The organism is Streptomyces sp. NPDC087420, assembly GCF_044744165.1.
In the GTDB taxonomy this organism is placed as follows: domain Bacteria; phylum Actinomycetota; class Actinomycetes; order Streptomycetales; family Streptomycetaceae; genus Streptomyces.
In genome coordinates this window covers 607,180-622,239 of the sequence record NZ_JBIUXU010000001.1, presented here as the reverse complement: position 1 = coordinate 622,239, position 15,060 = coordinate 607,180, and the positions used below count along the sequence as shown (strand labels likewise).

10 protein-coding genes are annotated in these 15,060 nt (G+C 72.3%); 6 read left to right on the top strand and 4 right to left on the bottom strand.

Annotated elements, in window-relative coordinates:
• Positions 1–152 precede the first annotated feature (152 nt).
• Positions 153–2,492, top strand: a complete 2,340-nt coding sequence (locus ACIO1C_RS02705; protein WP_401857596.1) for a SpoIIE family protein phosphatase — start codon at positions 153–155, stop codon at positions 2,490–2,492.
• A gap of 54 nt (positions 2,493–2,546) precedes the next feature.
• Here ACIO1C_RS02705 and ACIO1C_RS02700 read toward each other — a convergent pair whose 3' ends face one another.
• The 4 genes from ACIO1C_RS02700 to rhaI are packed head-to-tail and all read right to left on the bottom strand — an operon-like array spanning position 2,547 to position 8,441.
• On the bottom strand, positions 2,547–3,569 hold the full coding sequence (locus ACIO1C_RS02700) for a LacI family DNA-binding transcriptional regulator (RefSeq protein ID WP_401857594.1): 1,023 nt from the start codon (positions 3,567–3,569) through the stop codon (positions 2,547–2,549).
• A gap of 59 nt (positions 3,570–3,628) precedes the next feature.
• Positions 3,629–5,140 carry a rhamnulokinase family protein gene (locus ACIO1C_RS02695; protein ID WP_401857591.1) on the bottom strand — a complete coding sequence of 504 codons (1,512 nt, stop codon included), beginning with the start codon at positions 5,138–5,140 and terminating at the stop codon, positions 3,629–3,631.
• 21 nt (positions 5,141–5,161) lie between these two features.
• Positions 5,162–7,213: a bifunctional aldolase/short-chain dehydrogenase gene (locus ACIO1C_RS02690; RefSeq protein WP_401858028.1), complete on the bottom strand. Its 2,052-nt coding sequence runs from the start codon at positions 7,211–7,213 to the stop codon at positions 5,162–5,164.
• Between the two features lie 58 nt (positions 7,214–7,271).
• Complete coding sequence (gene rhaI, locus ACIO1C_RS02685; protein WP_401857588.1) at positions 7,272–8,441, bottom strand: L-rhamnose isomerase; 1,170 nt, start codon at positions 8,439–8,441, stop codon at positions 7,272–7,274.
• Positions 8,442–8,690: 249 nt separating this feature from the next.
• Between rhaI and ACIO1C_RS02680 the strand changes: the two genes are divergently transcribed.
• From ACIO1C_RS02680 to ACIO1C_RS02660, 5 genes are all read left to right on the top strand, one after another.
• Complete coding sequence (locus ACIO1C_RS02680; RefSeq protein WP_401857586.1) at positions 8,691–10,214, top strand: sugar ABC transporter ATP-binding protein; 1,524 nt, start codon at positions 8,691–8,693, stop codon at positions 10,212–10,214.
• A complete protein-coding gene (locus ACIO1C_RS02675; RefSeq protein WP_401857583.1) occupies positions 10,211–11,260 on the top strand; it encodes an ABC transporter permease in 1,050 nt (349 codons plus the stop codon). The genes ACIO1C_RS02680 and ACIO1C_RS02675 overlap by 4 nt, the downstream gene beginning before the upstream one ends.
• Positions 11,244–12,332 carry an ABC transporter permease gene (locus ACIO1C_RS02670; RefSeq protein WP_401857580.1) on the top strand — a complete coding sequence of 363 codons (1,089 nt, stop codon included), beginning with the start codon at positions 11,244–11,246 and terminating at the stop codon, positions 12,330–12,332. Before ACIO1C_RS02675 ends, ACIO1C_RS02670 begins: the two co-directional genes overlap by 17 nt.
• 44 nt (positions 12,333–12,376) lie before the next feature.
• On the top strand, positions 12,377–13,468 hold the full coding sequence (rhaS, locus tag ACIO1C_RS02665; RefSeq protein WP_401857577.1) for a rhamnose ABC transporter substrate-binding protein: 1,092 nt from the start codon (positions 12,377–12,379) through the stop codon (positions 13,466–13,468).
• Between the two features lie 145 nt (positions 13,469–13,613).
• Positions 13,614–15,038, top strand: a complete 1,425-nt coding sequence (locus tag ACIO1C_RS02660; RefSeq protein WP_401857575.1) for an arabinose isomerase — start codon at positions 13,614–13,616, stop codon at positions 15,036–15,038.
• Positions 15,039–15,060 lie beyond the last annotated feature (22 nt).

Sequence of the window (15,060 nt, the reverse complement as noted above, 5' to 3'; positions counted from 1 at the left end):
ACACATGATCAATACTAGCGTACGAATCGAGCGCGCCATGCCCCGGTCACCCGGGCCGGTGAATACGAAACGGCGGACACGAGACGGCGAGAAGGCCCGCCACCGGCGGTTCCGGAGTTGAGGGCGGGACGCCGAGGCAGCACCCTGGGCGTATGGAGCATGCCGGCGCCGCTGCGATCATCGATCCCCAGGGCACCTTGACCGGGTGGAGCGAGGGGGCGCGGCTGCTGACGGGCTACACCGCCGAGGAGGCGGTGGGGCGGCCCGGCCGGGAGCTGCTCGCCGAGGACGCCCCGGCCGCCGCGGTGGCCGCGCTGACCGGCCAGGTCGTGCTCCGCCACCGCGCCGGCCACGCGCTGCGGCTGACCCTCACCGCGTCCCGGGTGACGGGCGCCGCCGGGGAGCCGCTGGGATACCTGGTCGGAGGTATGCCGGCGGACACCCCGGAGCCCCCGCTGGCCGCGTCCGCCTTCCGGCAGGCGTCGGTCGCGATGTGTGTGTTCGACACCGACCAGCGGTTCCTCCTGGCGAACCGCGCGGCCTGCGAGGTACTGGGCGTCGCCGAGGACGAGGTGGTGGGGCACCTCTCCGCGGACGCCGTACCGGACGACGAGGGCGGCAAGAACCTGCGGGACAACCTCGTCAAGGTCACCCGTACCGGAGTCTCCCTCCGTTACGACGTCGACGCCCCCGCGCCGTCCGACGGCCGGGAACGGGCCTGGAGCGTCGACATGTGGCCGGTCCTGGACCCGGCCGGTGAGGTGTCCGCGGTGGCCATGGTCGCGTTCGACCGCACCGAGCAGCGCGGACTCCGCCGCCGGCTGGCCCTGCTGAACGAGGCGGCGACCCGGATCGGCACCACCCTGGACGTGGTCCGCACCGCCGAGGAGCTGACCGCACTGGTGGTGCCCCGGTTCGCGGACTTCGCCAGCGTCGACCTGCTCGACTGGGTGCTGGGACCGGGCGAGCCGTCGGCCCCGACGGCCGAAGGTGTCACCCTGCGCCGCGCCGCGTACACCTCCGGCGTCAAGGACGCGCCCCCGCCGGGCCTCAAGCTGGGTGCGACGAGCGTGCATCCGCCCTTCTCCCCGACGGCCAGGGCGCTCGCGGAGGGACGGGTGACGCGGGCGAACGCGGGGGATCCGGACTTCGTACGGTGGATCGAGTACAACGACAGGCGTCATCCGGCCGGGCGCACCTTCCGCAACAGGATCAGCTCACTCCTGGTCGTGCCCCTGCGGGCCCGCGGCACCACGCTGGGCGTCGCGATCTTCTCCCGCCTCACCCACCCCGACGCGTACACCGAAGACGACATGGAACTGGCGGAGGAGCTGACCAGCCGGGCGGCGGTGTGCGTGGACAACGCCCGCCGCTACACCCGTGAGCGCTCGACCGCGCTGACCCTCCAGCAGAGCCTGCTCCCCAAGGCCTCGGGCGGTCAGGCGGCGGTCACGGTGGCGCACCGCTATCTGCCCTCCCGGTCGGCGGCCGGCATCGGCGGCGACTGGTTCGACGTCATCCCGCTCTCCGGCAGCCGGGTCGCCCTGGTCGTCGGCGACGTCGTCGGCCACGGCATCCAGTCCTCCGCCACCATGGGACGCCTGCGCACCGCCGTACGGACCCTCGCGGACGTCGATCTGCCACCGGACGAACTGCTCACCCACCTCGACGACCTCGTCACCCACCTGGCCGCCGACGAACACAGCGCCGAGATCGCCGAACTGGGAGCGACCTGCCTGTACGCCGTCTACGACCCCGTCGCCCGCCGTCTGACCCTGGCCTCGGCCGGGCATCCACCGCCCGTCCTCGTACGGCCCGGCCGCGCCGCCCGCCTCGTCCAGGTCACGACGGGCCCGCCCCTCGGCATCGGCGGCCTGCCCTTCGAGTCGACCGAAGTCCTCCTCCCCGAGAACTCGGTCCTCGCCCTGTACACGAACGGGCTCATCGAGGGCCCCGACCGTGACCTCGACGAGGCGACCGCCCAGCTGAGCGCGACGCTGTCGGCCCCCGCCGGCGACCTCGACACTCTCTGCGACACCGTCCTGCGCGAGGTGCTTCCCGAGCAGCCCGGCGACGACGTGGTCCTGCTGCTCGCCAGGACCCAGGTGCTCGGCACCGACCGGGTCGCCACCTGGGAGATCCCCGCCGACCCCGCCAGCGTGGCCACCGCGCGGCAGGCCGCGACCGACCAGCTGGCCGCCTGGGGCCTGACCGCGATCTCCTTCATCACCGAACTGGTCGTCAGCGAACTGGTCACCAACGCCATCCGCTACGGCGAACCCCCCATCCGGCTCCGCCTCATCCGCGACCACGCCCTCATCTGCGAGGTGTCCGACGCCAGTTCCACCTCGCCCCACCTGCGACGCGCCCACGCCTACGACGAGGGGGGCCGCGGGCTGCTGCTCGTCGCGCAGCTGACGCGGCGCTGGGGCAGCCGGCAGACCGGCGGCGGCAAGACGATCTGGGCGGAGCAGACCCTGCCGCCCGACTGACACCGGCTCACCGAGCCATCAACTGACGGCCTCACCCCACCGCCCTCGGGACCGTCAGCGGCCGAGCGGCCGCGTCGAGCCGCGTACCACCAGTTCCGGCTGGAGCACCACGGACCGGTGTGTGTGGTGCTCCCGGTCCGGCTCGGTCTCGTCCAGCAGCATCTCCGCCGCCGTACGGCCCATCCGCTCCGCCGGCTGCCGTACGGAGGTGAGCGGGACCACCGCCGCCGCCGCGAACTCGATGTCGTCGTACCCCACGATCGAGATGTCGCCCGGGACGTTCACACCGGCCCCGTACATCGCCTGGAGCACCCCCAGCGCCAACAGGTCGTTGGCGCAGAACACGGCGGTCGGCCGCACCGCGAGCCCCAGCAGCCTGGCCCCCGCGTCGATCCCCGACGCCACGTCGAGCCGGGCCGTCTCCAAATGGCCCAGGGCGTCCCCGGGGAGGCCCGCCTCGCGCAGGGCCGCCAGCGCGCCGGTGCGGCGGTCCCGGCACTGCGGGAGGTCCATGGGTCCGCTGACGTACGTCACCGAGCGGTGTCCCGCCGCCAGCAGATGGCGGACCGCGAGCGCCCCGCCGGTCACGTCGTCCACGGAGACGGAACAGCCCTCCGCCGTGGGTACGGCACGGTCGACGTGCACGAAGGGGATGTTCTGGCGGGCGAACTCACGCACGTTGCGCCCGGTGGCGTCGGCCGGGGTCAGCAGCACCCCGCGCACCCGCTGCTCGGCGAAGAGCGACAGGTACTCCGCCTCCTCGGAGGCGCTGCCCGCGCTGTTGCAGAGCATCACGCCGAGCCCCGCCTCGCGCGCGGCGCGCTCCGCGCCCCTGGCCATGGCGACAAAGAAGGGGTTGGTCATGTCGAGTACGAGAATCGCCAGTATCCGGCTGGTGCCGACCCTGAGCTGCCGGGCGGACTCGCTGCGGACGAAGCCGAGTTCGCTGATGACGGCCCGTACCCGCACCCGCGTCGGCTCCGACACCTTCTCGGGGCGGTTGAGGACGTTCGACACCGTACCGACCGAGACTCCGGCCCGCCGGGCCACGTCCTTGATACCTACGGTCTGGGCCACGTGTCCTGTCCTGGGTGTCTCGGCGGAACCTCGGCGGAACCTCGGCGGGGCCTCGCATCCTATGTCGAGGGAATGGGCGGCGCCGTGGCGAGGAAGCGCCGTGCGGCGTCCTCCCAGGCCGCCCGGTCGCCGGACGGCTCGTACCGGCGCAGATCCAGGGCGCCGCGCAGCAGGGCGCGCAGGTCGGTGAGGCCGCCGCGCACGGCACCGGCGGCACGGGCCTGCACGAGTACGTTGCCGAGGGCGGCGGCCTCCGCGGGGCCCGCGACGACCGGCAGTCCGCAGGCGTCCGCGGTGAGTTGGCACAGCAGTGTGTTGTGGGCGCCGCCCCCGACGAGGTGCGCCGTGTCCACCGTACGGCCCGAGAGCCGCTGGGCGTCGTCGAGGGCGCGCCGGTGGGCGTAGGCCAGGGAGTCCAGCACGCAGCGGGTGGTCTCGGCCGGGGTCAGGGGCACCGGCGCGCCCGTACGGCGGCAGGCGTCGGCGATACGGCGGGGCATGTCACCGGGGGCGAGGAACGCCGGGTCGCCGGCGTCCACCAGCGTGCGCAGACCGGGGACGTCGGCCGCCTCGCGCAGGAGGCGGTCCAGCCGCTGTGGTGTTCCCTGCGCCTCCCACGCGCGGAGACATTCCTGGAGCAGCCACAGTCCCATGATGTTGCGGAGGTAGCGCACCGTGCCGTCGACGCCCAACTCGTTGGTGAAGTTGGCCTGCCGGCTCTCCTCGGTGAGCACCGGGGCACGCAGCTCCAGGCCCGCCAGCGACCAGGTGCCGGTGGCGAGGTAGGCGAACCGTTCGCCGGACGCCGGGACGGCGACGACGGCGGAGGCGGTGTCGTGCGAGCCGACGGCGGTCACCGGTACGGGCCCCGGCAGGCCGGTCTCGGCCAGGACGTGCGGCAGCAACTCCCCGGCCGGGTCTCCGGGTTCGCGCAGGGGGGCGAAGAGCGTCAGGTCGATCCCGGCCGCGTCGGCGACCTGCCGGGACCAGTCCCGGGTGCGGGGGTCGATGAGCTGGGTGGTGGAGGCGTTGGTGAGTTCGGTGCCGGCCAGGCCGGTGAGCCAGTAGGCGATGAGGTCGGGGACGAGCAGCAGCCGGTGCGCGGCTCCGAGTGCGAAACTGCCCCGGGCGGCGGTGAGTTGGTAAACGGTGTTGAAGGGCAGGTGCTGGAGGCCGGTCGCCGCGTACAGGTCGCGGGGAGGGAGGACGGCCGCGAGCCTGTCCGCCTCGCCTTCCGTACGTGGGTCGCGGTAGTGGACGGGATTGCCGAGCAGCGCGCCCGACGGGTCGAGCAGGCCGTAGTCGACGGCCCAGGAGTCGATGCCGACACTCGCGAGGGGCCCCGGTGTCCGCGCGCCGACCGACCGGAGCCCGTCCAGCACACCGCCGTACAGGGACAGGATGTCCCAGTGCAGTGTGTCCCCCGTCCGCACCGGGCGGTTGGGGAAGCGGTGGACCTCGTGGAGGCGCAGGGTGCCCGCGCCCCGGTCCGAGGCCTGGGCGGCCATGACCCGGCCGCTGGAGGCGCCGAGGTCGACGGCCGCGAAGGTGGGCGGTTCGGGTGCGGGCACGGGCCGGCCTCTCCTGGTACGTCAGCGCAGGAAGGCCGCCGCCACCCCGGCGTCGACCGGGATGTGCAGCCCCGTGGTGTGGCTCAGGTCGCCGCCGGTGAGGGCGAAGACCGCGTTGGCCACGTGCTCGGGCAGGACTTCGCGCTTGAGCAGGGTGCGCTGCGCGTAGAACTCGCCGAGCCTGTCCTCCTCGACGCCGTAGACCGCCGCGCGCTGGGCGCCCCAGCCGTTCGCGAAGATGCCCGAACCGCGCACGACCCCGTCGGGGTTGACGCCGTTGACGCGGACGCCCAGCCCGCCCAGTTCGGCGGCGAGCAGCCGGACCTGGTGGGCCTGGTCGGCCTTGGTCGCGGAGTAGGCGATGTTGTTGGGTCCGGCGAACACCGCGTTCTTGGAGGTGATGTAGACGATGTCACCGCCGAGGCCCTGCTCCGTCATCATCCGGGCCGCCTCGCGGGAGACGAGGAAGGAGCCGCGCGCCATGATGGTGTGCTGGATGTCCCAGTCCCCGGCGGTCGTCTCCAGAAGCGGCTTGGAGATGGAGATGCCGGCGTTGTTGACGACGAGGTCCACGCCGCCGAAGGCGAGCGCGGCGGCGGCGAACGCCGCCTTGATCTGCTCCTCGTCGGTGACGTCGACCGTGACGGCGACGGCCCGGTCGGCGCCGCCCAGTTCCTCGGCGACCGTGACGGCGCCCTCCGCGTTGAGGTCGGCGACCACCACGCAGGCCCCTTCCGCCACCAGCCGGCGGGCGATGGCCCGGCCGATCCCCGACCCCGCGCCGGTGACCAGGGCGACCCGGGTGGCCAGCGGCTTCGGCGCGGGCATCCGGCGCAGCTTGGCCTCCTCCAACTCCCAGTACTCGATACGGAACTTCTCGGACTCCTCGATGGGCGCGTACGAGGACACGGACTCGGCGCCGCGCATCACGTTGATGGCGTTGACGTAGAACTCCCCGGCGACCCGGGCGGTCTGCTTGTCCTTCCCGAAGGAGAACATGCCCACGCCGGGCACCAGGACGATCGCCGGGTCGGCGCCGCGCAGGGGCGGCGAGTCCGGGGTGGCGTGCCGTTCGTAGTACGCCCGGTACTCCTCGCGGTAGGCGGTGTGCAGGGCGGTCAGCCGCTCCTTGACCTGTTCGAGCGGTGTCGCGGCGGGGAGGTCGAGGACGAGCGGGCGGATCTTGGTCCGCAGGAAGTGGTCGGGGCAGGAGGTGCCCAGCGCCGCCAGCCTCGGGTGCTCGGCGCGGGCCAGGAATTCGAGGACGGTGTCCGTCGCCGTGTAGTGGGCGACCTGCGGCCGGTCGGTGGAGGCCAGTCCGCGCAGGTACGGGGCGAGTTCCGCCGCCCGCGCGCGCCGCGCCTCATCGGGCAGCGGCCCGTACCCCTCCCGTACGGGTCCGAAGGGCTCGGGCGTGCCCTGTGCGGCGAGGAAGGCCTCGGCGGTACGGATGAGGTGGAGGGAGTTGTTCTCGCACTCCTCCGAGGTGTCGCCCCAGGCCGTGATCCCGTGGCCGCCGAGGATGCACCCGATCGCCCGCGGGTTGGCCTCCTTGACCGCCGCGATGTCGAGGCCGAGCTGGAAGCCGGGGCGCCGCCAGGGGACCCATACGACGGTGTCGCCGAAACAGGCGGCGGTCAGCTTCTCGCCGTCGGCCGCGCAGGCGAGGGCGATCCCGGAGTCCGGGTGCAGGTGGTCCACGTGTGCGGCGCCGACCAGTCCGTGCATCGCGGTGTCGATGGACGGGGCGGCCCCGCCCTTGCCGTACAGGCAGTGGTCGAGGGCGGCGACCATCTCGTCCTCGCGCTCCACCCCCGGGTAGGCGCCGGCCAGTTGGCGCAGGCGGTCCACCCGCAGCGCGGCGAGTCCCCCGGCGGTGAGGGTGCCCAGGTCGCCGCCGGAGCCCTTGACCCACATCAGCTCGACGGCGTCGCCCGTCACGGGGTCGGGGGCGGAGCCCTTGGCCGAGGTGTTGCCGCCCGCGTAGTTGGTGTTCCTGGGGTCCGCACCGAGGCGGTGCGAGCGGGCAATCAACTCGGCTGCCACGGGGTGGAGTTGGGGCTGGTCGGTCATCATGTCCCTCTGTGGGTGTGCCACTGCGGTGTACGGGGGTCGAGTGCGGCCGGAATCCTCAGGCACCCCAGCCGGCCGCCGTGCCGCCGACCCGCTCGGCGACGATCTTCTCTCCGTACCCGGAGGCGTGGTAGGCGGCCACCGGGTCGGCGTCCGCGCCCAGTTCCGTGCGCACCTCGGCCACCAGCGGCCGTACGTCGGTGTTGAAGGCGTCCATGATCACGGCGTGGGCCGCCAGGACGTCACCGGCGCGCTGGGCCGCCGACAGGGCCTCCGCGTCCACCAACAGCGCCTTGGCGGTGGCCTCCTGGACGTTCATCACCGAGCGGATGACCGCGGGGATCTTCTCCTCAATGTTGTGGCACTGGTCGAGCATGAACGCGGTGTCCGGGGTGAATCCGCCGCCCCGGATGACCTCGTACATGATCCGGAACAGCTGGAAGGGGTCGGCCGCCCCGGCCATCAGGTCGTCGTCCGCGTAGAAGCGGGAGTTGAAGTCGAAGCCGCCGAGCTTCTTCTCGCGGAGGAGGACGGCGACGATGAACTCGATGTTGGTGCCCGGCGCGTGGTGGCCGGTGTCGACCACGACCTGCGCCCGGGGGCCCAGCCGCAGGCAGTGGGCGTACGCGGTGCCCCAGTCGGGGACGTCCATCGTGTAGAAGGACGGCTCGAACAGCTTGTACTCCAGCAGCATCCGCTGGTGGTCGCCGAGCCGCCCGTACACCGCCGACAGGGCCTCGGCGAGGCGCCCCTGGCGTGCCGAGATGTCGTCCTGGCCCGGGTAGTTGGTGCCGTCGGAGAACCAGAGCTTGAGGTCGCGCGAGCCGGTCGCGTCCATGACGTCCACGCACTCCAGCAGGTGCGCCAGCGCCTTGCGGCGCACCGCCGGATCCGGGTGGGTCACGGACCCCAGCTTGTAGTCGTCGTCCTGGAAGACGTTCGAGTTGATCACACCGATCCGGACGCCCAGGTCCCGCGCGTGCGCGCCGAGCGCGGCGTAGTCGTCCACGCGGTCCCACGGGATGTGCAGCGCCACCGTCGGGGCCACGCCCGTGTGCGCGTGCACCCGGGCGGCGTCGGCGAGCTTCTCCTGCGGCGTACGCGGCACCCCCTTCTGCGCGAACACCTTGAACCGCGTGCCGGAGTTCCCGAACGCCCAGGACGGCGTCTCGACGGCCTGGGACTTCAACGCCGCCTTCGCGGCGGACACGGCGGATCGAGCCGTCATCTCTCAGCGCTCCCGTGGTGCGGACGTGAATCGTTTCATCGCGGCGAAGCTATGGGAGCGGTGACGGTGTGTCAACCCTCCTCGCGGCGGGTTGCGCACGTGGGGCGACGACCCGTCAGGCGGCGTGGAAATTGCCGGACGCACGCCCATTGACGCCGCTCCCCCGCGCCGTCTAGCTTCCCAGCAACCTCATTGAAACCTTTCACGGAGGGGTGGCGCGACCAGTCCCCCCACCGCCGAGGAGCCGTCATGAACGAGCCCGCCCAGGGCCCCGTCCCCGTACTGGCGCTCAGGGACGTCAGCAAGTCCTTCGGTGCCGTACGGGCCTTGCAGGACGTGTCCCTACGGCTGTACGCCGGTGAGGCGCACGCGCTCGCCGGTGAGAACGGCGCGGGCAAGTCCACCCTGATCAAGACGCTCGCCGGGGTGCACCGGCCCCACAGCGGCACGGTGCTCCTCGACGGCGAGCCGGTGACCTTCCACGGTCCCGCCGACGCCCGGGACGCCGGGATCGCCGTCATCTACCAGGAACCCACGCTGTTCCCGGACCTGTCGATCGCCGAGAACATCTTCATGGGCCGTCAGCCGAAGCGGTCCCTGTCCCGTATCGACCACAGGGCCGTACGGGAGTCGACGGCCGCCCTGATGCGGCGCCTCGGCGTGGACCTCGACCCCCGCCGGCCGGCCCGCGGGCTGTCCATCGCCGACCAGCAGATCGTGGAGATCGCCAAGGCGCTCTCGTTCGACGCGCGGGTCCTCGTCATGGACGAGCCCACGGCGGCGCTCACCGGCAGCGAGACCGCGCGGCTGTTCGCGGTCGTACGGACCCTGCTGGGCGAAGGGGCCGCGGTGCTGTTCGTCTCGCACCGGCCGGCGGAGATCTTCGAGCTGTGCGGGCGGGTCACCACCCTGCGCGACGGCCGCCGGATCTCCTCGGCGCCGCTGGCCGGCCTCACCGAGGACGACCTGGTCAGGAGCATGGTCGGCCGGGACCTGGGCGACCTCTACCCGAAGCAGGCGGCGGAGGTCGGCGAGGTCGCCCTGTCGGTGCGCCGGCTGACACGGGAGGGGGTGTTCCGGGACGTCTCGTTCGACGTCCGGCGCGGCGAGATCGTGGCGCTGGCCGGCCTGGTCGGCGCGGGGCGCAGCGAGGTGGCGCAGGCGGTGTTCGGGGTGGACCGGGCGGACGCGGGCCGGGTCGAGGTCAACGGCGTCACGCTGAAGGCCGGATCGCCGGCCGCCGCCATGGACGCCGGACTGGCCCTCGTCCCCGAGGACCGGCGTCAGCGGGGACTGGTCATGGAGATGTCCGTCGAACGCAACATCGGCCTCACCGGACTCGGCGACCTCGGCAAGGGGGGCATGGTGCGCCGGGCCCTCGAACGCGGCCGGGCCACCGACTGGGCCGTACGCCTCCAGCTCAGGTACCACCGCCTCACGGACTCCGCCGCTGTGCTGTCCGGCGGCAACCAGCAGAAGGTCGTGCTCGCCAAATGGCTCGCGACGCTCCCTTCCGTACTGATCGTGGACGAGCCCACCCGGGGCATCGACGTCGGCACCAAGGCCGAGGTGCACCGGCTGCTCTCCTCCCTCGCGGGCGAAGGCCTCGCGGTCCTGATGATCTCGTCCGACCTCCCCGAGGTGCTGGGCATGGCCGACCGGGTGCTTGTCATGCACGAGGGGCGGCTCGCCGCCGAGATCCCCCGCGCGGAGGCCACCGAGGAACGGGTGATGGCGGCGGCGACCGGGCGCGGCCGGAAGGCGGCGGCATGACCACCCTGACCGGTGAACCCACCACGACCCGCCCGGCGGACAGCTCCGCCCGCTCCCTCGTCGACGCGGTTTTCCGGGCCAGGGAGATCAGCATCGCCGGCGCCCTGGCGCTGCTGATCCTCGGCACGTGGCTCGCCAACCCGCGCTTCCTCGACAGCCAGGGTGTCAAGGACCTCCTCCTCAACGCCTCCATCCTGGTCCTGCTCGCCGTCGGCCAGTCGGTGGTGGTCCTCACCCGCAACATCGACCTGTCGGTCGGTTCGGTCGTGGGGCTCTCCGCCTTCGCGTGCGGCACGTTCGTGTCCGGCACCGGCCACGGCGTGCTGGTGGTCATGCTGCTGGGGACCGCCATCGGTGTGGTCTGCGGACTGGTCAGCGGCGCGCTCGTCAGCTTCGGCCGGGTCCCCGCGCTCGTGGTCACGCTCGGGATGCTCTACATCATCCAGGGGCTCGACTACTGGTGGGCGCAGGGCGACCAGATCAGCGCCACCGACGTGCCGCGGCCGATCCTCGACCTGGGCAGCGGCAGCGTCCTCGGCATCCCGTACCTGCCGCTGATCACCGTGGTGCTGCTCGCGGGCACGGCGTACTTCCTGCGGAGCTACCGCCCGGGCCGGGAGCTGTACGCCATCGGCTCCAGCCCCGAGGCCGCCCGCCTCGCGGGGGTGCCGATCCGGCGCCGGATCCTCGCCGCGTACGCCTTCTCCGGAGCGGTCGCGGGCTTCGCCGGCGCCCTCTGGCTCGCCCGCTTCGGCACGGTCGTCGCGGACGACGCGCACGGCTGGGAGCTGACCGTGGTCAGCGCGGTGGTCGTCGGCGGGGTCGCCATCACCGGCGGGGTGGGCACGGTGTGGGGCGCCGCGCTCGGCGCGCTGCTCCTCACCACCATCGGGAGCGCCCTGGTCGTGCTGAAGGTCGACGCGTTCTGGCAGGGGGCCATCACCGGCGCGCTGCTGCTCGCGGCGATCAGTGTGGACCGGATCGTGAACCTGCGGATGACCGCCGCACTGAGGAAGAGGAGCGCCCGCCATGGCCATGGCGCCTGAGACCGACACCGCCCCCGGCTCCTCCTCACCTGGACCCGCCGGGGCGTGGGTCAGGTCCGCCGGCCTGCGGTGGGACACGGCGGTCGGTGTGCTGCTGGTGGCGGTGTTCACCGTCGGCCTGGCCGGCACCGACGGGTTCGCGTCCGGCGGCAACCTCGCCTTCGCGTTCAACGACATCGCCGAAGTCGCCCTGATCGCCCTGCCGATGACCCTGCTCGTGGTGGCGGGCCAGATCGACCTGTCCGTGGCCTCCCTGCTCGGTCTGGGCAGCGCGCTGACCGGGGCGCTGTGGAACGCCGGGTGGGCCTTCGAGACCATCGTGCCCGTGGTGCTGCTGGCGGGGGTCGCCGGCGGTCTCCTCAACGGCTGGCTCGTCACCCGCGTCGGACTCCCCTCGCTCGCCGTCACGATCGGGACACTCGCCCTCTACCGGGGCCTCGCCTCCGTCGTGCTCGGCAGCGACGCCGTGACCGGCTTCCCCCACACGTACGCCGGTTGGGCCGTGGACACCACGACGATCCCGGGCACCTTCGTCACGTACCCGATCGCGCTGTTCCTCGTGCTGGCCGTCGTCACGGGCGTGGTGCTGCACTCCACCGCCTTCGGGCGCTCCCTGTTCGCGATCGGCGCGCAGGAGGAGGCGGCGTACTACGCGGGGATCCGCGTGAAGCGCCTCAAGCTGATCCTCTTCGTCGTCACCGGGCTGTTCTCGGCCTTCGCCGGCATCGTCTTCACCCTGCGGTACGGCAGTGCGCGCGCCGACAACGGGATGGGGTTCGAGATGCTCGTGATCGCCTCGGTCCTGCTCGGCGGGATCGACTTCGACGGCGGCAGGGGCACGCTCTTCGGCGCGGTCGCCGGGGTGTTGCTCATCGGCGTCCTCAAGAACCTGCTCACGCTCAACGACGTGGCGAACGAGGTCCAGGTCATCGTGACCGGCCTGCTGCTCGTCGGGTCCGTCCTCACCCCGCGGGTGGTGGCCGCCGCGGTCGAGCGCCGGCACCGGCGTACGGCCGCCGCGAGGGCCGGTCCACCGGAGTCCGCGGCGTCCTCCCCCTCTTCCGCGTCCTGACCCCACCCGGTTTCGCCGAACCCTCCGAAAGGTCCCCTCCCGCCATGATGCTCCGTACCGCCGCCCGACGCCGGACGGCCGCCACCACCGCGGCTGCCTGCGCACTCGCCGTGACCCTCACCGCCTGTTCCGGCACCACCAAGGACAGCGCGGCGAAGGACAACAGCAACGCGGGAGGCGCCGCCACCGCGAAGGCCGACCCGGACGCGCCCCTCAAGAAGGGCCTCAAGCTGGCCTTCCTGCCCAAGCAGGTCAACAACCCGTACGAGAAGATCGTCGACGAGGCCGGGATCGCGGCGGCCGAGGAGTACGGCGGGACCGGCAAGGAGGTCGGCCCCTCGGACGCGAGCGCCTCCTCCCAGGTGTCGTACATCAACACCCTCGTCCAGCAGCGCCAGGACGCGATCCTGATCGCGGCCAACGACCCCAACGCCGTGTGCGGCCCGCTCCGGCAGGCCATGGCCAAGGGCATCAAGGTCGTCGCGTACGACTCCGACACCGCGAAGGACTGCCGGCAGCTCTTCATCAACCAGGCCAGTTCCGAGGAGATCGGTCGCGGTCTGGTGCGGAACCTGGGCAAGCAGCTGGACCACCGGGGGAAGATCGCCATCCTCTCCGCGACCCAGAACGCCACGAACCAGAACACCTGGATCGGTTTCATGAAGGAGGAGCTGAAGCTGCCGGAGTACCGGGACATGAAGCTCGTCAAGGTCGCCTACGGGGACGACGACGACCAGAAGTCCTTCCAGCAGACGCAGGGCCTGCTCCAGGCCTACCCGGATCTCAAGGGCGTCATCTCGCCGACCACCGTGGGCATCGCGGCGGCCGCGCGCTACCTGAGCGACTCCTCGTACAAGGGCAAGGTGGTCCTCAACGGCCTGGGCACCCCGAACCAGATGCGCACGTACGTCAAGGACGGCACGGTCGCGCAGTTCTCGCTGTGGAACCCGGAGGAGCTGGGCTACCTCGGCTCGTACGCGGCCGCCGCGCTGGCCTCCGGGCAGATCACCGGCGCGGAGGGCGAGAGGTTCACGGCGGGCAGGCTCGGCGAGTACAGCGTCGGCAAGGACGGCGAGGTCATCCTCGGCGAGCCGACGGTCTTCGACAAGAACAACATCGACAAGTTCGACTTCTGAGAGCGGCTTCTGAGAGCGGCTTCCGAGCACACCTCCTCGGAGCGACTTCTCAGACCCCGGGGCCCGGAGGCGTGTCGTACCGGCGGTGCGGCGCGTGGTCCCTGCCATCGTCGACGTTCCGGTCCATCACGCCGAAGGAGCCGTCATGACCGTCCGCACCCCCGCCGTCGCCCGCACCCCCCGGATCGGGCTCGTCGCGGGAGGGCTCGGCGCGTACTGGCCGCAGTTCCCCGACCTCCTCCCCCAGCTCCGCCGCTCCGCCGCCCGGGTCACCGAACGCATGCGGGAGTTCGACGCCGAGGTCGTCGACGTCGGCTTCATCTCCGACGCCCAGGAGGGCGCCGAGGCCGCGGAGAGGCTGCGCGCGGCCGACTGCGACCTGATCGTCGGCTTCCTCACGACCTATATGACGGCGAGCATGCTCGTACCCGTCGCCCGGCGCACCGACGCGCCCGTGCTGCTCATCAACCTCCAGCCCACACCGTCCATGGACCACGCCTCCTTCGACACCGGTCAGTGGCTGGCGTACTGCGGCGCCTGCCCGCTCCCCGAGATGGCCAACGCCTTCGAGCGCGTCGGTGTGCCGTTCCGCTCGGTCTCCGGACATCTGGAGGACGAGCGGGCGTGGCAGCGCATCGGCCGGTGGATCCGGGCGGCGGGGGTACGGTCCGTCCTGCGCAACGGGCGGCACGGTCTGATGGGCCATCTGTATCCGGGGATGTACGACGTCTCCACCGACCTCACGATGGTGACCGGCAACCTCGGGGGCCACATGGAGGTCCTGGAGTTCGACGACCTGCGGGTACGGGTGGAGAAGGCCGGCGACCGCGAGCTGGCGGCGAAGCTGGACGAGACCCGCGCGGTCTTCGAGCTGGCCGACTCGGTGGTCGAGGAGGACCTGCGCTGGGCCGCGAAGGTGGCCGTCGGCCTGGACCGGCTGGTCGCGGACTTCGACCTCGACTCGCTCGCGTACTACCACCGAGGCCTGGACGCCGAGGTCCACGAACGGCTCGGCGCGGGGATGATCCTCGGTTCGTCGCTGCTGACGGCGCGCGGTGTCCCGGCGTGCGGCGAGTACGAACTCCGCACCTCACTGGCCATGTTGATCGCCGACCGCCTCGGCGCGGGCGGCTCGTTCACCGAACTCCAGGCGCTCGACTTCACCGCGGGGGTGGTCGAGATGGGCCACGACGGCCCGGGGCACCTGGCGATCAGCGAGCACAAGCCGCTGCTGCGCGGTCTGGGGGTGTACCACGGGAAGCGCGGCTGGGGCGTCTCGGTCGAGTTCGACGTACGGCACGGGCCGGTCACCCTGGTCGGGCTGGGGCAGACACGGGACGGCCGCTACCGGCTGGTCGCGGCCGGGGGCGAGGTGGTGCCGGGACCGCTGCTGGAGATCGGCAACACCACCTCACGGGTCGACTTCGGCTGCGACCCGGGCGAGTGGACCGACGCGTGGAGCGCGAGCGGTGTCGGTCACCACTGGGCGCTGGCGACCGGCGAACTGCTCCCTGACCTGCGGTGCCTGGCCGGGCTGACGGGACTCGAACTGGTCGAGGTCACCGTCTGACGCGGCGCCGGACCTGGCGGAT